Origin of the sequence: Pseudomonas alkylphenolica, from assembly GCF_004025535.1 — a bacterium.
Taxonomy (GTDB): Bacteria; Pseudomonadota; Gammaproteobacteria; order Pseudomonadales; family Pseudomonadaceae; genus Aquipseudomonas; species Aquipseudomonas alkylphenolica_A.
On sequence record NZ_QJRG01000047.1, the window covers coordinates 736516 to 756183 of the forward strand.

General features: G+C 60.1%; 39 protein-coding genes. 18 read left to right on the forward strand and 21 right to left on the reverse strand.

Features of this window, described 5'->3' with window-relative positions:
• Nucleotides 1–10: 10 nt before the first annotated feature.
• A complete protein-coding gene (locus tag DM813_RS18775) occupies nucleotides 11–721 on the reverse strand; it encodes a hypothetical protein (RefSeq protein WP_128324868.1) in 711 nt (236 codons plus the stop codon).
• Between the two features lie 45 nt (nucleotides 722–766).
• On the opposite strand from DM813_RS18775, the gene DM813_RS18780 reads away from it, so the two are divergent.
• Nucleotides 767–1027, forward strand: coding sequence for a C2HC-type zinc finger protein (locus DM813_RS18780; RefSeq protein WP_128324869.1), 261 nt, complete (start codon nucleotides 767–769; stop codon nucleotides 1025–1027).
• Here DM813_RS18780 and DM813_RS18785 read toward each other — a convergent pair.
• Nucleotides 1024–1947 (reverse strand): DNA cytosine methyltransferase, encoded by a 924-nt coding sequence (locus DM813_RS18785; RefSeq protein WP_128324870.1) that lies wholly within the window; start codon nucleotides 1945–1947, stop codon nucleotides 1024–1026. The two genes, DM813_RS18780 and DM813_RS18785, sit on opposite strands and share 4 nt — an antisense overlap.
• A gap of 41 nt (nucleotides 1948–1988) precedes the next feature.
• On the opposite strand from DM813_RS18785, the gene DM813_RS18790 reads away from it, so the two are divergent.
• Entirely contained in the window at nucleotides 1989–2552 is a 564-nt protein-coding gene (locus DM813_RS18790) for a hypothetical protein (protein ID WP_128324871.1), read from the forward strand.
• Between the two features lie 28 nt (nucleotides 2553–2580).
• Here DM813_RS18790 and DM813_RS18795 read toward each other — a convergent pair whose 3' ends face one another.
• A complete protein-coding gene (locus DM813_RS18795) occupies nucleotides 2581–3204 on the reverse strand; it encodes a hypothetical protein (protein ID WP_128324872.1) in 624 nt (207 codons plus the stop codon).
• A 114-nt stretch (nucleotides 3205–3318) separates the two neighbouring features.
• On the opposite strand from DM813_RS18795, the gene DM813_RS18800 reads away from it, so the two are divergent.
• Nucleotides 3319–3867, forward strand: coding sequence for a hypothetical protein (locus DM813_RS18800; RefSeq protein WP_128324873.1), 549 nt, complete (start codon nucleotides 3319–3321; stop codon nucleotides 3865–3867).
• 78 nt (nucleotides 3868–3945) lie between these two features.
• Nucleotides 3946–4233 (forward strand): hypothetical protein, encoded by a 288-nt coding sequence (locus DM813_RS18805; RefSeq protein ID WP_128324874.1) that lies wholly within the window; start codon nucleotides 3946–3948, stop codon nucleotides 4231–4233.
• Nucleotides 4234–4241: 8 nt separating this feature from the next.
• Here the strand turns inward: DM813_RS18805 and DM813_RS18810 are convergent, their stop codons facing one another.
• The 15 genes from DM813_RS18810 to DM813_RS28805 form a co-directional block, all read right to left on the reverse strand.
• The gene (locus DM813_RS18810; protein ID WP_128324875.1) at nucleotides 4242–4553 is read right to left on the reverse strand and encodes a hypothetical protein; all 312 of its coding nucleotides are present in this window, start codon (nucleotides 4551–4553) and stop codon (nucleotides 4242–4244) included.
• Between the two features lie 20 nt (nucleotides 4554–4573).
• Entirely contained in the window at nucleotides 4574–4792 is a 219-nt protein-coding gene (locus tag DM813_RS18815) for a hypothetical protein (RefSeq protein WP_128324876.1), read from the reverse strand.
• A 9-nt stretch (nucleotides 4793–4801) separates the two neighbouring features.
• Nucleotides 4802–5341 (reverse strand): hypothetical protein, encoded by a 540-nt coding sequence (locus DM813_RS18820; RefSeq protein WP_128324877.1) that lies wholly within the window; start codon nucleotides 5339–5341, stop codon nucleotides 4802–4804.
• Nucleotides 5338–5955, reverse strand: a complete 618-nt coding sequence (locus DM813_RS18825) for a lambda exonuclease family protein (protein WP_128324878.1) — start codon at nucleotides 5953–5955, stop codon at nucleotides 5338–5340. The genes DM813_RS18820 and DM813_RS18825 overlap by 4 nt, the downstream gene beginning before the upstream one ends.
• Nucleotides 5939–6700: an ERF family protein gene (locus tag DM813_RS18830; protein ID WP_128324879.1), complete on the reverse strand. Its 762-nt coding sequence runs from the start codon at nucleotides 6698–6700 to the stop codon at nucleotides 5939–5941. The genes DM813_RS18825 and DM813_RS18830 overlap by 17 nt, the downstream gene beginning before the upstream one ends.
• Nucleotides 6701–6710: 10 nt before the next feature.
• Complete coding sequence (locus DM813_RS18835; RefSeq protein ID WP_128324880.1) at nucleotides 6711–7835, reverse strand: hypothetical protein; 1125 nt, start codon at nucleotides 7833–7835, stop codon at nucleotides 6711–6713.
• Between the two features lie 157 nt (nucleotides 7836–7992).
• Nucleotides 7993–8319 carry a hypothetical protein gene (locus tag DM813_RS18840; protein WP_128324881.1) on the reverse strand — a complete coding sequence of 109 codons (327 nt, stop codon included), beginning with the start codon at nucleotides 8317–8319 and terminating at the stop codon, nucleotides 7993–7995.
• Nucleotides 8316–8537: a hypothetical protein gene (locus DM813_RS18845; protein ID WP_128324882.1), complete on the reverse strand. Its 222-nt coding sequence runs from the start codon at nucleotides 8535–8537 to the stop codon at nucleotides 8316–8318. The genes DM813_RS18840 and DM813_RS18845 overlap by 4 nt, the downstream gene beginning before the upstream one ends.
• On the reverse strand, nucleotides 8534–8725 hold the full coding sequence (locus tag DM813_RS18850) for a hypothetical protein (protein WP_128324883.1): 192 nt from the start codon (nucleotides 8723–8725) through the stop codon (nucleotides 8534–8536). The genes DM813_RS18845 and DM813_RS18850 overlap by 4 nt, the downstream gene beginning before the upstream one ends.
• Nucleotides 8722–9138: a hypothetical protein gene (locus DM813_RS18855; RefSeq protein ID WP_128324884.1), complete on the reverse strand. Its 417-nt coding sequence runs from the start codon at nucleotides 9136–9138 to the stop codon at nucleotides 8722–8724. Before DM813_RS18855 ends, DM813_RS18850 begins: the two co-directional genes overlap by 4 nt.
• Before the next feature lie 281 nt (nucleotides 9139–9419).
• Nucleotides 9420–9689 (reverse strand): DUF551 domain-containing protein, encoded by a 270-nt coding sequence (locus tag DM813_RS18865; protein WP_128324886.1) that lies wholly within the window; start codon nucleotides 9687–9689, stop codon nucleotides 9420–9422.
• Nucleotides 9686–10036, reverse strand: a complete 351-nt coding sequence (locus DM813_RS18870) for a hypothetical protein (RefSeq protein ID WP_128324887.1) — start codon at nucleotides 10034–10036, stop codon at nucleotides 9686–9688. The genes DM813_RS18865 and DM813_RS18870 overlap by 4 nt, the downstream gene beginning before the upstream one ends.
• A 301-nt stretch (nucleotides 10037–10337) precedes the next feature.
• On the reverse strand, nucleotides 10338–10541 hold the full coding sequence (locus DM813_RS18875; protein ID WP_128324888.1) for a hypothetical protein: 204 nt from the start codon (nucleotides 10539–10541) through the stop codon (nucleotides 10338–10340).
• Nucleotides 10538–10975: a tellurite resistance TerB family protein gene (locus DM813_RS18880; protein ID WP_128324889.1), complete on the reverse strand. Its 438-nt coding sequence runs from the start codon at nucleotides 10973–10975 to the stop codon at nucleotides 10538–10540. Before DM813_RS18880 ends, DM813_RS18875 begins: the two co-directional genes overlap by 4 nt.
• Before the next feature lie 61 nt (nucleotides 10976–11036).
• A complete protein-coding gene (locus tag DM813_RS28805; RefSeq protein ID WP_277750113.1) occupies nucleotides 11037–11168 on the reverse strand; it encodes a hypothetical protein in 132 nt (43 codons plus the stop codon).
• Between the two features lie 421 nt (nucleotides 11169–11589).
• Between DM813_RS28805 and DM813_RS18885 the strand changes: the two genes are divergently transcribed.
• Nucleotides 11590–11910 carry a DUF1654 domain-containing protein gene (locus DM813_RS18885; protein WP_128324890.1) on the forward strand — a complete coding sequence of 107 codons (321 nt, stop codon included), beginning with the start codon at nucleotides 11590–11592 and terminating at the stop codon, nucleotides 11908–11910.
• Nucleotides 11911–11959: 49 nt separating this feature from the next.
• Here DM813_RS18885 and DM813_RS18890 read toward each other — a convergent pair whose 3' ends face one another.
• Together DM813_RS18890 and DM813_RS18895 are read right to left on the reverse strand one after the other, a co-directional pair.
• Nucleotides 11960–12361, reverse strand: a complete 402-nt coding sequence (locus tag DM813_RS18890; RefSeq protein ID WP_241653200.1) for a hypothetical protein — start codon at nucleotides 12359–12361, stop codon at nucleotides 11960–11962.
• A gap of 37 nt (nucleotides 12362–12398) precedes the next feature.
• Entirely contained in the window at nucleotides 12399–13220 is an 822-nt protein-coding gene (locus DM813_RS18895) for a S24 family peptidase (protein WP_128324891.1), read from the reverse strand.
• 89 nt (nucleotides 13221–13309) lie between these two features.
• Between DM813_RS18895 and DM813_RS18900 the strand changes: the two genes are divergently transcribed.
• From DM813_RS18900 to DM813_RS18955, 13 genes are all read left to right on the forward strand, one after another.
• Nucleotides 13310–13519 (forward strand): hypothetical protein, encoded by a 210-nt coding sequence (locus DM813_RS18900; RefSeq protein WP_128324892.1) that lies wholly within the window; start codon nucleotides 13310–13312, stop codon nucleotides 13517–13519.
• A gap of 32 nt (nucleotides 13520–13551) precedes the next feature.
• Nucleotides 13552–13752 carry a hypothetical protein gene (locus DM813_RS18905; RefSeq protein WP_039012569.1) on the forward strand — a complete coding sequence of 67 codons (201 nt, stop codon included), beginning with the start codon at nucleotides 13552–13554 and terminating at the stop codon, nucleotides 13750–13752.
• Between the two features lie 19 nt (nucleotides 13753–13771).
• The gene (locus DM813_RS18910; RefSeq protein WP_128324893.1) at nucleotides 13772–13984 is read left to right on the forward strand and encodes a hypothetical protein; all 213 of its coding nucleotides are present in this window, start codon (nucleotides 13772–13774) and stop codon (nucleotides 13982–13984) included.
• A gap of 168 nt (nucleotides 13985–14152) precedes the next feature.
• Nucleotides 14153–14827: a phage antirepressor KilAC domain-containing protein gene (locus DM813_RS18915; protein ID WP_128324894.1), complete on the forward strand. Its 675-nt coding sequence runs from the start codon at nucleotides 14153–14155 to the stop codon at nucleotides 14825–14827.
• The gene (locus DM813_RS18920) at nucleotides 14824–15606 is read left to right on the forward strand and encodes a DnaT-like ssDNA-binding domain-containing protein (RefSeq protein WP_128324895.1); all 783 of its coding nucleotides are present in this window, start codon (nucleotides 14824–14826) and stop codon (nucleotides 15604–15606) included. Before DM813_RS18915 ends, DM813_RS18920 begins: the two co-directional genes overlap by 4 nt.
• 35 nt (nucleotides 15607–15641) lie before the next feature.
• Nucleotides 15642–16367 (forward strand): replication protein P, encoded by a 726-nt coding sequence (locus tag DM813_RS18925; protein WP_128325258.1) that lies wholly within the window; start codon nucleotides 15642–15644, stop codon nucleotides 16365–16367.
• Complete coding sequence (locus DM813_RS18930; protein WP_128324896.1) at nucleotides 16364–16549, forward strand: DUF1382 family protein; 186 nt, start codon at nucleotides 16364–16366, stop codon at nucleotides 16547–16549. The genes DM813_RS18925 and DM813_RS18930 overlap by 4 nt, the downstream gene beginning before the upstream one ends.
• The gene (locus DM813_RS18935) at nucleotides 16549–16764 is read left to right on the forward strand and encodes a hypothetical protein (RefSeq protein ID WP_128324897.1); all 216 of its coding nucleotides are present in this window, start codon (nucleotides 16549–16551) and stop codon (nucleotides 16762–16764) included. The genes DM813_RS18930 and DM813_RS18935 overlap by 1 nt, the downstream gene beginning before the upstream one ends.
• Nucleotides 16761–17057 carry an ead/Ea22-like family protein gene (locus tag DM813_RS18940; protein ID WP_128324898.1) on the forward strand — a complete coding sequence of 99 codons (297 nt, stop codon included), beginning with the start codon at nucleotides 16761–16763 and terminating at the stop codon, nucleotides 17055–17057. Before DM813_RS18935 ends, DM813_RS18940 begins: the two co-directional genes overlap by 4 nt.
• On the forward strand, nucleotides 17050–17496 hold the full coding sequence (locus tag DM813_RS18945; protein ID WP_128324899.1) for a recombination protein NinB: 447 nt from the start codon (nucleotides 17050–17052) through the stop codon (nucleotides 17494–17496). Before DM813_RS18940 ends, DM813_RS18945 begins: the two co-directional genes overlap by 8 nt.
• A complete protein-coding gene (locus DM813_RS18950) occupies nucleotides 17493–18116 on the forward strand; it encodes a recombination protein NinG (RefSeq protein ID WP_128324900.1) in 624 nt (207 codons plus the stop codon). The genes DM813_RS18945 and DM813_RS18950 overlap by 4 nt, the downstream gene beginning before the upstream one ends.
• Complete coding sequence (locus tag DM813_RS28810) at nucleotides 18113–18244, forward strand: hypothetical protein (RefSeq protein ID WP_277750114.1); 132 nt, start codon at nucleotides 18113–18115, stop codon at nucleotides 18242–18244. The genes DM813_RS18950 and DM813_RS28810 overlap by 4 nt, the downstream gene beginning before the upstream one ends.
• Complete coding sequence (locus tag DM813_RS18955) at nucleotides 18235–18825, forward strand: hypothetical protein (RefSeq protein WP_128324901.1); 591 nt, start codon at nucleotides 18235–18237, stop codon at nucleotides 18823–18825. The genes DM813_RS28810 and DM813_RS18955 overlap by 10 nt, the downstream gene beginning before the upstream one ends.
• Nucleotides 18826–19173: 348 nt before the next feature.
• Here the strand turns inward: DM813_RS18955 and DM813_RS18960 are convergent, their stop codons facing one another.
• On the reverse strand, nucleotides 19174–19635 hold the full coding sequence (locus DM813_RS18960; protein ID WP_128324902.1) for a type II toxin-antitoxin system HicB family antitoxin: 462 nt from the start codon (nucleotides 19633–19635) through the stop codon (nucleotides 19174–19176).
• Between the last annotated feature and the right edge of the window lie 33 nt (nucleotides 19636–19668).

A 19668-nucleotide genomic window follows, 5' to 3' on the forward strand; every position in this document is an offset into this window, starting at 1 on the left:
GGGTCAAAAGCTACTGCGGCAGCGGCAAATCGCGGATGGCTTGGGCCAGTTCCGGATAGTCAGCGGCAAGCTCGGCTGCAGCCTTGATCCCGTTCCGGTAGCCGTCGGCGCCCTGAGCTGTCATCTGCTCGGCGCTGAAGCCGTCCGAGGATGGTGCAGGCTCTGCGTTGGTGGACAGGGCTGCCCGTGCAATAGAGCCGTCTTCGACGAACCACGCCTCATCTTCATGCCACAGAATGTTTGCAGGCTCGCCGCTGACGTTATCCCAGTCGCTGCCCATGTCTTCCGAGAAGTGATCTCGGTCTGCGTAGAACTTGAGAGCGACGCGTAGCCGTTCAACCTCGCCCGTGTCGGCGTGGGTGTAGAGAGGTGTTTCGACCTTGCAGCAGGTATCAAAAGCGTGTCCGCAATCCGCCTTTGTCAGCACGGATCCATCGCCATATAGAACTGCCACCGGCTCGCCCTGGTGCTGCGCGGCTGGCTGGTCGCCGAACACTTCGGCCTGGATCGTCTGCAAGTTACCGATCAGGAAGGCCAGCGATTGCAGACCGACCAACTTGGAACGCTTTCCGTTCAAGTGGACCCAGACAGCGCCGTCGTGGTGTTCCAGTTTGTCCAACGTACCGACTGGCTCGGGATAGGCGTTTTGGGCGTCTACCGGGTAGAACTTCGGCACGCTGACCATCTGTTCGGTGTTGATGGATCGGTTTTCTGTGGGCATGGGGATACCTCGCGGTTATGCTCGTGGCTTCGATGGAGGGAAGCCATGACAGTTGAAGTGGATTCGAAGGGGCGACCGATTGATCAGGTCTGCAAGCATTGCGGCAAGCTGTTTACGGCTAAGAGGCTGCGCAAGCACATCGACCGCTGCAAAGGCCCGGAAGGTGTCAGGGTTTGCGATCTGACAGGAGCAGCCCGAGCACGCCGAGTGCGCTTGTTGTTCAGTTCGAAGAAGAAAAAGAAAGGGAGGAGTGTGTTTACCGTGGGCGGTGGTGCATACGGCCTGGGTAAGAGTCGCAAGCACTAAGCCGCCTTTAGCAATGCCTCAATCACACGCTGTCCAGCCAGTGGCGGTACCGCATTGCCGGCCATGTGCATGGTTAGCCGGTGGTTGTTCGGGCGCAGGGTGTCGGCTGGGAATGACTGTGCGGCCAGTGCCTCGTTGGCGCTGAGCATTCGCATGCGATCACCGTCGACCAGGGCCCAGCGATCCAGGGTGGTGATGGTGCCGATTGGTCGGTTTATGTCGCGGCCGGTGGTGCCAGAGCCTTTGCCGTAGTAGGGCATGATGAACCGGTCACCGAAGCGCGCCCGACCATTGCGCACTCGGTCAAGTGTGGCCTGGGCCCGGCCTGGCTTCTCGATGGAAGTCCACTTACCTGCGTCGAAGTCGAGGAAGCTGGCCGCCGGTACGTGCTGGCGCCGGTGCAGCTCGAGCATCAGTGGCGCCTTGCTGCGGGTCAGGACCAGGAACAGTCGCACGCGGTGCTGCGGCACGCCCAGATCGGCGCAGTCCACAACGTGCGGCGCGACCTGGTAGCCGAGCGCTTGAACCGCTGACACCCAGGCCGGGTACAGCGCCCAGTCGGTGAACTCCTCGACATTCTCCACCAGCGCCGCTTCCGGCCTGTGAAACTCCAAGGCGGATACCACGGCCCAGGCTGTCGAGCGGGATGAGTCGTGCTGCGGGTTGCCCGATGCCTTGCCGCGGGCTTTTGAATGACCCTGGCAGCACGGAGAGGCCAGAAGCAGATCATGCTTTGGCACCTGCTCCCATCGGGCTTGGTGTAGGTCTTGGCAGACGTGCTCGGTGTCTTTGTGATTGGCGGCGTGCCATTTCACGGCCTCAGGCCAATGGTTTGCCGCCCAGAGAACCTGGACGCCTGCGGCGCGGGCGCCGGTGCTCCATCCGCCGAGGCCGGCGAACAGGTCGATTGCTGTGGTCATGGAAATATCTCGCAGATATAGTTCAGAAAAAGGAGCCTTGGATGAAAGAGCGAGTAGAAAGAAAGGACCTGTTGAGATACTTGAGAAGTCTGGCCGCTGCATCGATGTTCGTGGTCTCGATTACAAGTCCAGTGTTCGAAATAGGTTCAACGATAAAATCTGCCTACGAAGTAGCGCACATCGCAGAGAATCACTCTGATTTCTTCGGTGAAGGTCCGTTTTGGATCGAGAGCCGCGCGGGTGATCAGTGGAAAGAAAAGTCGCCTCCAGACGCTGTCATCGCCAATTACGCAGCTGTATGGACTGTTCATGCGCGGGTGGCTCGAAACGGTGCAGTTATTGGAGGTTACGAAAGCCTGATGGCGAATTTGGCAGGCTATGAGGTGCTCATAAGAAGCAACCCAAAATCAGAGGAGGGTGCCGGTGCAGGAACGCTTCTGGTGAAGCAACCTTCTGATCCGTCAGAATTAGAGAAACTCCGCGAAATATTGCTGAAGTACTCCGTGGCGTTCGCGATTGATGACGGGAGCGGATCCCTTCACTCTGGAAACGTGGTCATGGGGAACGGAATCCATTCCGAACTAGCGGACTCCTTCAAGGCGTAGGTCTTAGGTGACCAGCAGCGCCGGAGTATCAGGAGCAATTGTTGGCGCCACAGTTTGGGCAGTCGTTGAGGAATCGGCCGTCCCAGCTGATGAAGCGTCCGCAGCCGTGGCAGTTGAGCGGCCTCTGCCAGGGCTTGCGCTGCTCCCACGGCGCTGCCATTGCGATACCGGTACCGCGCAGGGCCTCTTTGATGTTCACGTCCCGCTTGTGCACCAGGCGCCTTGCCTTGGCCTCGAGGTAAGACAAGGGCCAGATCACCGCTTCCTCTGGGGTGTTGCCGATCGCTTCGGCAGCCTCGAAGGTGAGGTGGTGTGCCTTCTCGAATCGGAAGGTGTGGCCTATTGGCCACTTGGCCAGGGCGATGTCGTTCCCGTTCCAGTGTCCCGGGATCTGCAGGACAACAGTGCATTCCGGGCTCAGCTGGTCGCGGGCTTCGTCCAGGCTGATGTATTGGTGGTCGACGCCGAGATGTGCGCGGGCATCAACGTAGTCCTTCGGCCATGGGATGTCGGTATCGCGGTGGCTGCAGGCCTGCTCCTGGGTGAACAGCTCGGCCTTGTCGAGGCTGGTGGTGTACCCTCCGCCCAGAGCCCAGAACATCAGTCCATCACCGACATCGGTACGACTGTCCTGCAGGTAGAACAGAGTCATGGCTTTCTCCATGCATGCGCCGCCCTCCGAGGCCGGATGCGGCATGGTGGCAAATTAGTTAGAAGTTTCACTCTTGGTGCCTCATGATTTACCCAACTTGTATTGGGTGACTTCATGATCAAAGAAGACTTGCTTGTCCCGCTCGTAGGCGTGGTGGTAGCGGCCGTAATCGCCGGAGTGGTTTCATTGGTCGTGGCCATCCTGGCGAAAGACCAGAAAACATCGGAGTTTCGGCAGTCTTGGATCGATGCGCTCAGGGAGGATGTCGCCAAACTGGCAGGTCACTGGTTTATTGTAACCAGTGCGGCCTCCGATCACAGGGAGGTCCGAGGCGACGCAACCGATTTCCTAATGTCGCAGCACGACTACCTCATCCAGATTGAGATATGCATCAACCGAATAATCCTTAGGTTGAATCCGAAGGAGCACGTTGTACTGTTGACAATGCTCAACCAGCTTGGATCTGTGATGCTTTTGCCTCAAAAGCAAAAGGACTCTGCAATGCACGAAATCGTGATTGAGTCTCAAGGAATTCTTAAAGCCGAATGGACAAGAGTTAAGCGTGGCGAGTGGTCATTCCGGTTACTTAAGTGGGGGTCTAGTGCGGCTGTCCTCATTGCCGCTGTCGCTGGTTACTGTATCTATCGCACCATGCCAGCTTGAGCCCGAGAGTCCGAGTAATGGCAATTTGGTTTGGGATGGGGTATTACGGGTGGGTTACGGACATAGAGCGCAGAGTTTATGAGGCAATTGATTGCATTGGTGAAGCGAAAGCCGCACTGGCTACCCAGCGAAGGTTACTGGCGCATCCTGCAAATTCTTCGAATGGTAGCCTTTGCCCCGCTGGCGTTGGCGGGAGTCGTCTGCATCGGCGCAGCGATTATCGAGCATGACAGGTACTTCAAGGAAATTGCCGGTATGGGACTGTTATGGGTGGCTCTCGGTGTGGCGGGCTTTGTGGCAGTGCATGGCGCCGCATGGATGATCGTGTGGGTCTTGGATGGTTTTTCAGAGTCGAAGAACAGCTAATTATTTACCTAAAGGTCTGCGGAAATCCTGAGCGCCTCACGCGCCCGGAAATTCTCCAGCTTCCGCGCCACAGCCGGTGATACCGTGATTTCGTGGCGCGGAGGTATCAGCAGCGGCAGCGCGCCGCCCGGGCCAAGCCTGTGCAGGTGATGAATCATCAGCGTCATCACCTCGCCCTGTTCCTCGATACCGGCCCACTCCATCAGATCCAGCAGGGCCTGTTTAGTCCCTGGTCGAACCTTCAAGCGCAAGTCTTCCTCTTTCAGCTTGGCGGCCTTGGCGCGGCGCTTCTCGTCGCGCTCCTGCTGCGTCATCGCCATTTATCACCCCCTTTAGACCGCTAGGCGGCAAGTGAACCTGAACCCGGCGCTGGTGGCGCTGCAGGGCCATTCGTTTGAGTTTCATGGGTGAGTTCCATGTCCATGTCGTTGAAGCCTGCAAGCCACCAGGCGCCTTTGATGCTGATGGCGCTGAATGGGTTGGCCAGCTTGTTGCTGCCGCGCTGGCGGCATTCCCGGCCGTCGTAATAGGTCTGCGGGATATCGTCGCGTTTGGTCATGACTCATCCTCAGATCGGCCCGTCGCAGCGCTTGCCTTTCGCCTTTGGGAAGTCGAGGTCGAAGGCCTTTATGATCCGCAGGAGCGTCCGGTTGCAGATGGTCATTTGCTTCTGCACCTGGTACCGGCTCAGGCCTACGTCACGTAGCGCGGTGATGCGCTCGGCCAGCTTGGCGTCTTCCGAGGCGTCGGTGTAGGGCGAATCACGGCCGCCTTGCACGCCCGGTACGAACTTGAAGTCGCATCGCTGCGACATTGTCCAGAGCGTGTTCTGTGGAATTCCCAGTTCCTGCGAGATCTCCCGGCAGGTCATCGTTTTTGCCATCTCGGCAATCAGCGCGGTGCGTTCGGCGTTGCGCTGCTGCCTGGCGCTTTCCTTGACCGGCTTCGGAATTTTTGGCTTCGGTTCGGGGTGGCGGCGGAATGGAGGCGGCTTGTACGAGAAGCCGGCCAGAACCGTTGGCTGACCTCCAGACGCGAAGAAGGCAGCTTTCGCTGCCTCCAGTTCTGCCTGGCGCTGTGCGCCGACGAGGATTTGGTTGTCTATCATGCGGCTATTCCCAGAACGCGGTTCATGCGCTCGTCGAGGATTTCGTAGAACGTCTTCACCCGTTCGGTGAGCTTGCGGATCATGGCTTCATCGCGGTACACCCGCTTGACGAAAAGAGGCATGCCGGGCCAGTAGCTGATGAAGTCCAGCCACTCGCGCTCCGACACCCACAGGCCGCCTTGGCACTGGGCGACGTGCTCTTTCGGTATTTCACCGCCCAGGATCACGTCGACTTGCAGCTTCGGCAGTTTGGTCTTGATCTCGGTCAGGCCTTTTTCGCCGACCAGGGCGTCTGGCGAGTAGCCGATGCCGTGGTTGAGGATTATCCCCACCTGGTGGGTCTCAACTTCTTCTCTGTCGCGATACAGGTCGCGGGCGACGCCTTCCAACTCATGGCCACGTTCGGTGTGCCGGTTGCCGGTGAACGGATCGGCAGCTTCGCCGGTAATGCGCTCGCCGATCAGCGTATTCATGTAGGTGAAGGCACCGGCGCCGAACCCGGCCTCGCCCTTGCCGTTCACAAGCAGGCAGTCCAGTTCGCTGCAGGTGATGATTCCCAGGCGCAGATCCAGCCAGGCCTGAGTGCCTTGTTCGACGTCACTGATGATCTGCATTTGCAGCCTCCGCAGCTTTGATTGCCTTGTTCAGTTGGGCGACCAGGATGTCGTGGCGTCCTTTCGGTACGCACTCGGCTGACCCGTATTCGCCGGTGAACCAGTCGCGGGTTTTCTCGGTGCACCGATCGAGCAGCGCGCTGATGCCAGCAGCCTGCACACTGGTGACGTTGGTCGTCGGCACGGCTGCATGGCCGTCGTCATCCTCGCCGCGGGTGGTGAGGTTGAGGAGGGCGCTCATCACGTAACGCTTGCCGTAGCTGGTGGACGAACCGACCGCCTGGACGGCGTTCTTGCTGCCGCTGGTGTCGAGCGGTAGCAGCATGGTGGTGCTTTCCCGGTGACCGGCCCTGTGCATCAAGATTCCGGTTACGCTTAGGCCGGCTGGCACGTTTTCGACCTTGAAAGTGATCGCGAAGCCGTGGGCCTGCATGATCGGCTTGATGACGTCGTTGATGTCCTCGAAGGTGGCGTAGTAGCTGCGTTTCTGGCCATTCACAACGATGGCGCCGCGCTCGGCGATGCTTGGGATGTCGCTCTGCATGGCAGCCATGGCCGCGTTAAATTCAGCCTCTGCATCACGGGCCTGCATGCGTTCGTGCATCGCCATGAGGCGTTCCAGCTTGTCGATATCGCAAGTTGGGTCGGTGGCGGCCCGGCTGATTACGGCAAGGATGCTGCTGTCTGGCTGGACTTGCGCGGCCAAGTGGCGGCGCTGCTCCGGCACGATGATTGGACTGGTCATATTCGGTCCCTCAGTAGGAAATGGCGACGTTCGGGATCTTGCGCTGGGCGATCAGGGTGACCGCCTGTTTCGCGCAGGCCTCAGGCATGCCGCCGGCGATGAAGGCTTCCAGCGCTGCGCGGTTGATGCTCCGCCGATGGGCTTCATCGCGCTCGCGGGCTTGCTGCTGGCGGAGAATCTCGGCCGCAGCGGCGTCTGCCCGGCGGCGTTCATCAATGCGAGCCTGTTCGGCTGCATGCTCGGCGCGTTGTGCCGCTGCCTGGCGCTCTTGCTCAGCACGCTGCTCTGCAGCAACACGGTCGGCCTCGGCCTGAACACGGGCGCGCTCGGCTTGTTCGGCCTGCAATTTGAGTTGCAGGCGCTGGTTCTCGGCTTCTCGCTCCTGTGCAGCGGCCTGGTCTTTCAGGTCCTGTTCGCGCTTGGCGGCCGCGTCCCGCTCGGCCTGCTGTTCCTGGGCCACGCGCTGGCGCTCCAGCTCGACCGCAGCTTCCTGTGCCAACCGGATGCGGTCTTGCTCGGCGCGTTCTTCTGCTTCGCGGCGCAGGCGGCCAAGTTCGGCTTGTTCCGCTTCGTACTGCTGGCGGGCGGCCAGAGCCGCGCGGAGTACCTTCAGAGAATCGTCCTTGGCCCGGGCCGCTTCGGATTCGAATTCCTCCCACTGCTTGCCTAGGGCGACACCTTCGACCTTCTCGATCCGATCGGCCAGATCCTCAGCGGTGATGCCCTCAAGCGATTCGGCGTTCAACTTGAGGTGGGCAATGGCGTTGTTGTGCCGGTCAACCCGGGCATCCTCAGCGGCCTGCCAGTCGGTCAGCGGCTGGCGCACCTGGTCGCGGAGGTTATCCATTGCCGTCACGAAGTCGCGCAGCTCGGCCTCGACAACCTTCGGCATCTCCTTCAGGCGGCGCAGGTAGTCGCGGCCCGGCTTCTCGACGGCGGTCTTCGACTTGCTGACCTTGGCGGCCAGGCTGGCGATGCGCTCCCGGCCCTTGCGGGTGGTCAGGTCTGGAACTTCGCCTTCGACTTCAGCCTTCACCGCGTCGATGAACTGGTGCAGGCCGCCGGCGACGTAGATAACCGGCGCGTTCTCCTCGCTGATCTCGTCGATCGCGATCAGTTGCTGTTGTGCGGACATACGAATCTCCCGCGCCATCCCTGCGGTGGGCGCTGATGAAGGGGTTACTGAGTGATGGTGCCGGCCAGTGAGCTGGCAAGCATGAAGGCGGTGCAGACGAGAAAGGTGAGGGCTGATCCACGCCAGTAGGCGATGCGCTTGGCGCGCTGGTAGCTGGTCATGGGTCGTGCCTGCCTTCGCCGTTGCACTTGTGACAGTTGGTGGTCGAGCCGTGATAGGGGCCGGAGAAGTGCAATGTGCCTGATCCCTTGCACGTCCTGCAGGCGACCTTGTTGCGCTCGCGCTGTAGTTGCTTACGCAGGGTTTCCAGCTCGCTTTCACGCGGGTCGCTATCTGGCGCGTGGAACGCCATGCCGATGTTCTCCGCCCAGCCGACAACATCTTCGGCGACAGCACGGATCTGCTCAGGCGTCGCGGTTACGCCGTGTTCATCGAAGGCTTCAGAGAGCCCTTCGGCGTAGTAGTCGGTCCGTGAGTAGCTCATGCCCGCACCTCATACCCGACCGTCCACTCTCCGCAGATGCAGGCCCGGCATTTCCAGGCGGCCGGGTTTTCGATGCTGGCCAGCTCGGCCTCGTGCACTGCCGCGGCGAAGGTCGGGCCCTTGAACAGCAACAGTACGCGGTCAGGCGGCAGGCACTGGCTGGATGGAAGTTCGGCAACCTGTTCGTCTATCAGGGATTTGACCAGTGCAGCGCTCATGCAACCTCCTTGCGCCCATCAACGATCTTGTTGAGGCGCCCGCAGTAGTGGTTGAACTCTTCGATGGTGATTCGCTCATCGGCCAGCATTTCGGTAATGAGCTTTTGAACCATGACGCTCCAGCTCAGGTCCGTGCCGGGGTGCGCCATGGCGTCGAGCTCGTTGTCGAGCAGGACGTGCGGGCTCATAGCTCGGCGTCCTCGGCCTGGGCAATCAGGCCGTCCCGTGCGAGTGGGCGGAGCAGCGTGCGGGCTATCTCCTGCAGCGCTTCGGTTGGGTCAGCACTGGCAATGGCCTCATCGGCCGCGCTGGACGCCTCGGACGAGTCTTTGCGCTTGGCTGCGAGGACCAGCCGGCCGAGCACTGAAGGACTCATGCCGGAGCCACTGAGCTGGCCCATCAAGAACTCATCAACCGCCACGGCGAACTGGTCGAAGGTCACGCCCTGCGAACTGCGCAGGCGGCGCTTGAACGTCACGTCGCGGCCTTCGAGCAAGTCGGCTGCGGCGTTATCGATCCAGGCACGCTCGGCCACATCATCCGGATGTTCTCCGGGGAGCCGGTTGTCGTACTCAAACTGAGCCTTGCGAAGTGCGCCCATTGTCGCCTCCAGTTACGGTTGGGATGCTCGATAGCGCCGCATGAGGCCTTTCGTCAGGCGCTTCATGATTCGCGGGTATCGGTCAGGGTGGTGAAGGTTGCAGGGCAGGTCGCAGTGTTGACCCTGCCCATCTTCGAAGTGATCGCACTGGCAGTGCTTATTGAGCAGCACCCTTGCCTCAGCTGCGCATGCAGCGCGCAGGGTGAACCAGCGACGACCGCCGCCACGGAAGACTGCGGCCGTTTCGACTGTGACGGCCATGGTCGCCTCCAGGTAGCGGGTTACTCGGCGGGAATAGGTGGGCAGGGCATCCAGTGCGTGTAAGGTGCCTGCTCCGATGGGCCGACGCTTCCCTCCGGCAGCGCTACACAGCAGAAGTGCTCGTAGTGCTCGCCATGCACCAGCCAGCGCGGATCGTCCGCGTCGGGGTCCAGCGCGTCGAAGCTGATGCGAATGTCGTCCGGCCAGTCATCTGGCTGTGGCGGGGCGTAGACCAAGACGGTCACACCAACCTCGGGCAGCCTGTCGCTGCACTTGATCCAGCCGCTCATGGCTTCACACGGGCGGCGAGCATGGCGTCAGCCATTGCGTAGGAGATTTCTGCGACGATGCGCATCTGCTCGCCCGAACTGTCGCCAGTGTCGTCGAGCTCCTTCGCCTGCCAAGGGTTGGCGAGGTAGCCGTTCATTGCCTTGGCTGCGAAGTAATCGCGGATGGTCAAACCGAAGCAGGTGCCGTGGCCACCGTAGTCGCTGGCCTGGACTGGAAACGCTGGCTGCTCGCCTTGCGTTGAAGGCTGGCACTCGTAGCAGATGCCGCCGACCTGTTCAGATTCGTCGATGCAGCTTTTGCAGCGCAGGCAATGGCCTACTCCAGACGGTTCTGGTGGCTGGTACATGGCTTGTCCTCTGGACCGCATTGGTCAGATGCCAGGCGCAGTGACCAAACTGGGCGTGAAAAGCCAGCCTGGCACCTGCCAATGCGGTCGATGTGAAGGGAAGGGGATGCGGGATGCATCGGAAGTCACACATAGCCGGGGTCAGTGCCTTACTCGCGCGGCGGATCACTCTGCAAGCTGATCGGCCCCTTTCTCCCAGGTGCCGGCTGGCGCTTTCGCGGTACCGTGTGACTTCCGATGAACCCTGCGATGGGGAGCAGGGCATCGGGCAGTTAACGTCAGGCTGACGAGGCGCTGGTTGTTACTGCTGGGTGCGTAATTCGCTGCGCGGCACCCAGGCGGTGCCGGTTTTCACCATGCAGCCGACGTAGGGAGCGAATCGGGTTTGGCGCTCGGTCTGGTAGCCGTACCAGGCACAGGACGACCAGTTGAATGCGGCGCTGACGGCGACGACCAGAAGGCCAATGCCCGCGACGGCCACCAGGCCTATGCGCTTCTTCCTCAAGCGTCGATACCGAAGTCTTTGAGGCGCAGGCCCAGCTGGGTGCCGATCTCGGCCAGGACCTTCAGTTCTTCAGGGCTGATGCTGCCGTCGCCTTCAGCCACGGTGATCATGTTGACGAACACCTCTTCAGCATCGAGCGGGTTGTTTTTGATGTCCGCGATCTCGCGCATGATGTTCATGCGGCCCAAGCGGAAGCCGGCCTGCAACTGCTCGGTGAACAGGTTCACCGTGGTGGTGATCTCCTGGCCGAAATGCTCCAGGTTCTTGTTGGCGCGGATCTGGATGTCGATCTGCGCCGCTTCGTTCTTGCTGATCTCGCCGTCAGCTGCTGCGACCAGCAGGCAGCCACCGACGATGGCCTGCATCAGGTCGCGATTTTCCAGTTTCTTGACTGCGCGCTTGGCGCCGAACAGCTTCTTTCCGATACCGAACATGGGGTGTTCCTCTGGTTGATTTCCCGTCTGGCCCTGTCGCCAAGGCCAGCCAGTGAAATCTTCAGGCGCGATCCCGGTGCATCAGCTCAAGGATCAGCGCCTTCTCGTAGCCAGGCACGTCGCAGGTGGCGGTGTTGCTGATACGGTCGAGCTTCACGGCAACGCGGGCTTTGCGGAATTGCTTGCGGTTCATGTCGTGTTCCTCCAGTGGATTCCCAAAGCACCCGGTCGCCCAGGTGCTTCAGTGAATCTCGTGGTCCGTACGCCTCAGCCCGCTACTGGCGGCAGCATCGGCGCGATATCTGTCAAAGAACTTGGTTCCAGTCGGTCCCGCTTTCCGGGGCTGGGAGATCACTTCGCTGATCCCGTGCTATCTGGCGGCTTCACCAGTCGTGTGGCGGGTCTCTTGAGGCCCTGTGCAGGACCGGGTAGGTCGCTGTGTTAAGGCAAATTTAGAAAACTAAACAGAAGTCGTCAAGGATTATTTTAGAAAACTTAACAGGCGAAGCGGCCGAACACCTCCATGAGGACGCAAAGTCAAGACTTACGGTTTTGTAAGAGATCGGATAATCTGGCGTCAGAACTGTACGGATATACAGTTACCGGAGAGGCAAATGGCAAAGCCGAAGAAACAGAATCAGCAGGAAAAAGTAGTCATGTCTGGGGTGGAGCGCCTCGGCCTTCGTGTCTCATCAATGATCAATCACCCAATCGCCCAGCAGCAGCGCTGGGTCACCATTCACCGATTGGACAGTGACGGAGATCGGGAGTGGGATGAGGTGATGGGCTTGCTTTCGGAGACCGATGGAATCGACATGACGTTTAACGATGAGGACGAATCTGTGACGTTGCGATGGGAGGCCTCCTCAGAAAATGACCCCCAAGTAGAAGTCCATGACGAGTTTCTGATGGTAGAGGAGCCGGCGCCTTTCTAATCCCAACAAAAAGCCCGCTCGATGGCGGGCTTTCTAGATTGCGTGACGCTTAGAACAGCGGCATATGCACACCGCTCGGGCTCAGCTTCAGCCCTTTCACCAGGGCGCCGTTTTGAAACAGGAACTGATAGCCTTGATTTCCTGTGTATCCGCCGTAGCTGTTCTTGGCGTTCACGTTCGTGGAAACGATGTACCCAGCGAACAAAGGCTTTCCTTCGACTGCGCTGCCGATGATGTATCCCTTCTCGACTTTCGAGAACTGGTACTGGGCAGAGGAGGGGTCTTTGAGGGTGCCGTTGAAGTACTGCCTGATGCGCTCTTCGGCCTGTTCCTGGGCAATCGGCTTACCGTAGTCAGCGCGCTCAATGTCTTGAGGCGTAGGTCCGGACGCGCAACCAGCAAGCACGGCCAGAGCCAGGATTATGAAGAGGCGTTGCAGCTGCATCGGCATATGGATCCCTCCAATCGGAAAGACCGCATTCTAGCACTCAGGCCTTCTTGGCATTCCAGATGAGAAGCACCTTTGCATGGATGGTGACGTCATCAATCCGCGCGGTCTGGTTTTCATAATGCTGATTGTCTGAGATCAGTCGGTAATGATCCTCATCCAGGCGCATGATCCGCTTGATGTACAGTTCTTGATGCCAGGTCACCACGTAGATGCCTTCACCAATAAACTCGTTGATGCCCCTATCAACAATGACAAGATCCTTGTCATTGATCGTGCCTTCCATGCTTTGCCCCCACCCGGTGATCATTGCCAGGGCAGTGGGGGAGGTATAGGTAACACCCTTCTCGCGGAGGATCTCCTCTCGCACAACCAGGTTGCGGACGGCCTCGTTGTAGTCGGCTGGCACTTGCCCGTGGCCCATCGCTCCGCGCACGTCGTACTGAGGAATCAGGATTTCTTCTTGGCGCGGACGGAGGTTTCCAAAGCTGGCGGGAAGATAGTCCGGATTAATCGCGTCGGGATTATCGGCTTCAACCGCTGCCGCAAGCATCATTTCCCGAGCCTTCTCAGAGAGGTTCTTCCCAGCTTTGGATGCCAGCATCTGAGCCACAAGGTCAGCAGTAGAAGTGCCGGGCGCTGAATCTTCTCCCGATCCCGCAGAACCTGTCCCATCCGAAAGCCAGTCCGGAGAGCACTCAAGTGCTTTCGCAAGCGCGAGCAGGTTTTTGCCCTTCGCGCCGTTGGTCCCGTTCACCCAAAAGCTCACGGTGGCCTTCGATACGCCAGTCAGTTTGCTGATGTCTGTAGCGCTGAGGTTCAGCTGCCTCATGCGCGCGATGACACGATCTTTGAATTCCATATTTAGGATTCTAAACATAACGATGTTTAGATAACTTGCCTTGTGCTGTTAAGAACTCTAAACTCGCTGTAGACATCGGAGAAACACCCATGACCTACGACGAAGCCCTGAAACATTTCGGCACCGGCCGCGCAATCGGAGACGCCCTTGGCGTAACCGGAAGCCGCGTTTCTCAGTGCCGTACGACAGGCGGGTTCTCCTACCCAATGCAATGCGTGCTGGAGAAAGAGTCGAGCGGGGTGTTGATCGCCAAGCGCGAAGACGATCCGGCTCACTCGCTCAAGAAATCCGCCGCCTAACCATTTCACCAGCCACAAAGGAAAAACCCCGTATGTACATGGATCCCAATCAGAAGCGCGCCATTCCGGTGAAGGTTCGGTTTGAACCTGTGCTGGATCGGATCTTGCGCAAAGCAGCAACCAAAACCCGCATGCAGCACGCCACCTACCTCTACGAAATCATCGAGTGGGCAGTAGCCAACGGTGTCATCGAAGAGCTGATGCAGGACAAGCAAGAAGATATCGCGGGCTGAAGGGCCTATGGAGGCCTAAATGACCGTTGAACTTGAGAAGTTGCCGCCTGATACGCGGCGAAAGGTGGAGGGGTTGATGTGCCAGAACGGCTGGAGTTTCAGCCAGGCCATCAACGCGATGATGGAAACAGCCATTGCGAGTGGGGCTGTTTCCGAAGTCGGCAGGAAGAAGGCCAAGGTCCTTCGATTGGTGACCCCAATGAGGGCCTCCGGCAGGGACTCTTCAGGGTAACCGAGAGGGCCTCTGCCAAATCACAGGCACAAAAAAGCCGGGATTGCGCCCCGGCTCTCTGCAACACACAAAACTCTGAGGTGAATTATGCATATGCAGAACCACAGTGTACAGCCCATAACAGCGCTCGCGCCACAAGGCGTGAAGCACGATTCTGTGGCGCGCACGATGAGCAGTTTCGATCTGCTCGTCCTGGTCAATGAGGCCAGGATGCAACATGGCGAAAGTGAGGTTCGGCGCGCCGACTTCAACGCCCGCTGCAGGGATGAGCTTGAGGGGGAATACTACGAAACCTTCGTAGTAAGGAATTCCCGTGGGCCCGCGTCCGAAGGCCTGATGCTTACCAAGGATCAGTGCATGCTGATCTCGATGCGTGAGTCGAAAGCCGTCCGCCGCAACGTTCTGAACCGCCTCAATGCGGCCGAGGCGCCGCGCGTAATCGCCACGCTGCCGAACTTCGCCGACCCGGTAGCCGCCGCCCGCGCCTGGGCCGACGAAATGGAACAGAAGCAGGTTGCGCAGCAGGCCCTTGCCATAGCCGCCCCGAAAGTCGAGTTCGTCGACAAGTACGTGGAATCGACCGGACTCAAGGGCTTCCGGCAGACCGCCAAGCTGCTGAGGGCCAATGAGGCCCGCTTCCGCGAGTTCCTGCTCGACAAGAAAATCATGTACCGAATGGGTGGTGAGTGGCAGGCCTACCAGCAGCACATTGATGCCGGGCGCCTCGACATCAAGACCGGTACCACTGACGGCGGCCACGCATTCAACCAGACCAAATTTACCCCGAAGGGCGTCACCTGGGTGGCCGGCCTGTGGGCACAGTACAACCTGGAGGCCCAATGATGGCCCGTATCCGCACTGTCAAACCCGAGTTCTGGTCGAGCGAGCAAGTGATGTCCTGCCGCCCGTTGGCCAGGCTCCTGTTCATCGGCATCTGGAACTTCTGCGACGACGGCGGCAATCACCCGCTGGCGCCTCGCACCATCAAGGCCCTGGTCTTTCCTGGCGACGACATTACTGCCGAGGAGGTGAGCGAACTATTGGGCGAACTGGAGGGGGCACACCTAATTCTCAGCTACTGGTCCGAGGGTAAGAACTACCTCCACGTCTGCGGCTGGAAGCACCAGAAGATCGAGAAAAAGAACTTCAAATACCCTGCGCCTCCATCAGAATTCGACGACGAGTCTGAGAGTGGTCGCCGACAATTCGCCGAGGAGTCGTCGACTGGTAGTCGACTGGTAGACCCCGGAAGGGAAGGGAAGGGAATAGGAGAAGATCAACACAACACTCAACGCGCGTGGCAGGAAAATTCCGTCGACCCAAAGGCGCCAACCGAGATGACCCTTGAGTGGGTCCCTGACCAGAAGCTCCTGAAGGCCTACGCGCACCGCATGGGCATCCCTGTTGACCACTTCACCGCGGACGCCACAGCCGCGTTTGTTTGCCACTACTCGGCATGCGGTCGCCTGGAGACTCAAGCGTCATGGGTGAGCCTGCTGGTGAAGTGGGTGAAGCGCGATGAGGCTGCCGGAAGCAATGTTCGCCAGTTCCCGCTGAAGCGCCAGGCCAACGGCCCAGACTTCAACGACACCACCTGGGCTGATGAACTGGGTGCCTTGTGAGCAAGCCGAAGGCGCCGCAGAGCGCAAGCCAACTAATGGCCAAGGCCACCAACCTACCGCCAGTGATCCCGGTCACTGCCAAGCAGTTGCCGCCCGGCACCGCCGAAGTGGTCAATGCCCTGTTCAAGGAGCTGCAGGCCATTTTCCCGGCCTGGAAGCAGGCGTGGCCAGATGACGACGCCCTGAAGGCAGCTAAGCGCAGCTGGATCAAGGCCTTCGTCGCCGCCGAGATCAACACCCTGGAGCAAATCCGCTACGGCCTGCTGAACTGCCGCCAGTTCGGTGGCGACTTCGCTCCAAGCGTGGGCAAGTTCATCAAGTGGTGTCAGCCGACACCGGAGATGCTGGGCATCCCGTCGCACGACAAGGCGTTCCGTGAAGCGCTGGAGAACTCGCACCCGAGCCGGGCAGGCAGTCGCACCTGGTCGCACCCAGCAGTGCGCCACGCCGCGTTGCAGTGCGAGCTGCACAACCTGGCTGACCAGGTATCGGAGAAGGCCAGCAAGATTTTCGACCGGGCCTACGACATCACCATCCGCATGCTGGTGCAGGGCAAGCCGCTGGAAGACATTGCCATTGGTATCAGCCACGACGGGCAGAAGTCCGAGGTTGAGAGGGCAGAAGAGTTGGCCCGGCACCGCCAAGCACGTCTGTTGGAGGTGCCGCAGATCCCGTCTGGCGCCTCTGCGTGCCGCGCCCATCTCCTGGCCAAGTTGAACATCAAGCGCGCCGGGCAGCCGGCCGGGGGAGGGCTGTCATGAATCGCGCAAGCCCAGTTGAAATGCGGAAAGCCATGGAGGTCGCCAACACCCTGGCCAAGGCTGGCCTGCTCTTTGTCTGCGTGCCGGTGATGAGCGAGAGCGACCACGACGACCTGGTGCACCTTGCTAAGCAGCGCCTTGGCGAGTTGGTGGAAAAGGCTGAAGCCGAGGAGAAACACTGATGGACACCAACAAGATGCGCGAGGAGCGTGCAGAGGCCGAGGCTCGAGTGCTAAAGCACCTGCAGGGCTGCTTGGGGTCAACCGCCTGGGCGATGTCCGGCGCTGTCCGGCTCAGGAGGGAAGAGGTTTCCAAGGCCTGCCAGCGCCTGAAGCGCAAAGGGCTGGTTGCTACCTCTCCAAACCAGGCGACCTACTGGCAGGCGGTGAAGCCATGATCATCGACAGAGTGATGCTGAAGGCGCTGGCAGAGGCCGCAACGCCAGGCGAGTGGGTGACTGATGGTGAGTACGTCAACGAACACGGAAACGTCCTGTACGCCTACGTGGCGCACGAGAAGGGTGGGCGGATCGCCGAGGCTTTCGCCAACTGCCTGGTAAAGACCGATGAGCAGTGCCGCGCCAACGCTGCGTATATCGCTGCGGCGAGCCCGGTCGTGGTCCTGGCCCTGCTCGCGGAGATCGATCGCCTTAGTGGCGGCGAAGCGGCCAAGGAGGCATCCCGTGGCTGACCTGATGCTCCGCACTGAGCAAGACCGTGCTCGCCTGATCGGTTACCTCACCGGTCTGGACCTGGCCAAGCCACGCCGCCTGACCATCGTCGAGGTGCGGAACAAGCGCAGCGACGCGCAGAACCGGCTGCTGTGGATGTGGAATGGCTTGATCCAGGAGCACCTGCGCGATTCGTTCGGCCAGACCGCCAGCTCGGAAGAGTGGCACGACATCTTGGTGGCCAAGCTCTGGCCGGCCGAGGTTCACCCGGTCGAGCTGCCCGACGGCACCCGGTACCGCGTTGGCCGGGCCAAGACCCGCAAGTTCAACACCCAGCAGATGACCACTTACCTGGAGCTGCTGGATGCCTACTGCGCCGAGAGCCTGCAGCTGCTCCTGCCGCATCCAGAGGACCTGATGATGGCGATTTACGGCGAGCGCCGGGGGAGGGCCTCATGAGGGCTTCGATCAAGGAAGTGAAGCAGAAGACCTGCAAGGGTTGCGGCGGCAGGTTTCGGCCATCGCTTTCGACGCAGAAGGCCTGCAGCGTGCAGTGCGCGCTGGACCTGGCAAAGAAGCCGGAAGGCCAGAAGGTTGCCCGCAAGGCCATTGCCCAGCGCGAGCGCCGCGAACTCAAGGTCCGCAAGGAGAAGCTCAAGAGCCGGGCGGATTACATCAAGGAGGCCCAGATCCAGTTCAACATCTTCATCCGTCTGCGTGACAAGGACGAGCCCTGCATCTGCTGTGGCAGCTACGGGGCAGGCGAAGACTGGCTGACTGGTGGCAAGTGGGACGCGGGTCATTTCCTCAGTCGTGGTGCATACCCGGAGCTGAGATTCGATGAGGACAACTGCCACAAGCAGCTCAAGTCCTGCAATGGCGGATCGGACAAGTACGCCGCCAAAGGCCGGACCGTTGCTCAGGGCTACCGCGAGCGGTTGATCCAAAAGATTGGCCAAGATCGAGTCGACCGGCTCGAAGGGCCTCATGAGCCCCAGCGCTACACCATCGAAGACTTGAAGGCCATCAAGGCCGAATACCGGGCAAAGATCAAACAGCTGAAGGAGCAAGCAGCATGACTTGGACACCACTCGACACTGCGCAGCTGTTTCTCATGGGCATGGTCATTCTCGGGGGTTACTGCGTTGTGCGCGGCATCGCTGTTGCGGCCAAGCGAAAGCGTGAGGAGGGCGGCCCATGCAACTGAATAGCGCTCGCCAAGCGTGGCATGACTGCCTGTACACGGCCTGGGATAGCCAAGGCTCCTTCATCGAGCAGCTGGGCTTGCTGGGCGCCATGGTGCAGACCACGGATCGCCAGCGCACTGCCAGCCACGCCGCGCACCAGGCATTGGCCGGCCAGGTGCAGTCGGCAATCGGCAAGCTGCACAGCCAAGTCCGTGCCTTCGGCAATTTCATGTACAGCCCACGGCTGGACGACGACACCCGCGAGATTGCAGAAGAGGTGATCTTCAACCTGGTGCAGCGCAAGTCGCCGCGCATGACTGCCGCCAAGCGTGAAAAGCTCGAGTATGTGGTGAAGGGGGTAATGACCCGGTACCGATACATGCACCAGGGCGGGCAGTCGGCCAATGACGATCCGCTGGAGTCGCCAGAGGGATTCAGGGCCTGGCTGCACGCTCACTACGGGGTGAGGCTCGACTCAGTGCGCTGGGACCGCGAGTGGGGTGGATACGTGCGCCTTGCGTTCGACTGCTGCGAGGACGTGGACAAGATGGCGCTGGGTCCGGTGGCGACTGCAATCTACCAAATGAAGAGTGCCGCTTGAGGGCCTATTGCGTTCCCGCTCGGCTGATGGCATAGTTTCCCCATCGTGATAATTTCGCCTTTGGCGAAGATCGCAAAAAGAACCCGGCCATAGCGTCGGGTTTTTTATTGCCCGCAGAAAAGTTCACTGCAGCCAGGGCAGCCTTCGGGAGGCCTGGACACTGATAAGCCGGTAGTACAGTGCTACGGAAAAACACCGGCAGCCCGCGCACCCATGCCTCGTACGTGCTTCATGGGTGGCGCGAGACCGGATCAGCGAGACCGATGCATTAGGGCGTCGGCGCTGTGATCGTCTTTGGCGGGCGGCGTGGGAAGACACGCAAACCCTGGAGCATGTGCGAGCCTTTCGTTACGGCTCCATGCCCGGATAAACGATCTTCGGAGTGCCCACGGCATACGACTCGACGCCGGTGATCTGCAAGCGCAGACCAAACAGGGCCAAGGCATTTTCGATGCTCTCCAGCTTCGAGGAGTGCTCGAAGTCAACCAGTCGGCCGGCGGCGACAGGCGAGATGCTCAGCATTTCAGCCAGGTCGGCCCGGGTCTTATTGGTCTTAACAAGCATGTTCCACAGCAGTGCCTTGGCTACGGTAACGCCAGGTAGCCGCACATGGTGATCACCCCGATCAGTCGAATACGGGATTGGCTGTCGCCGTTCAACGTAGATCGACATCGCCAAGGTGATCCCCTCGACAGCATTTTCCAGCAGCTCTTCCAGGGTATCCCCGGCGCTGTGAGCCTCTGGAATGTCCGGGCAGGACGACCAGAAATGCCCGTTCTCTTCGTGGGCAACGATTTTGTAGTCGAACATGGTTCCTCGCTTAGGGAGCTGACTTGTTGCGTG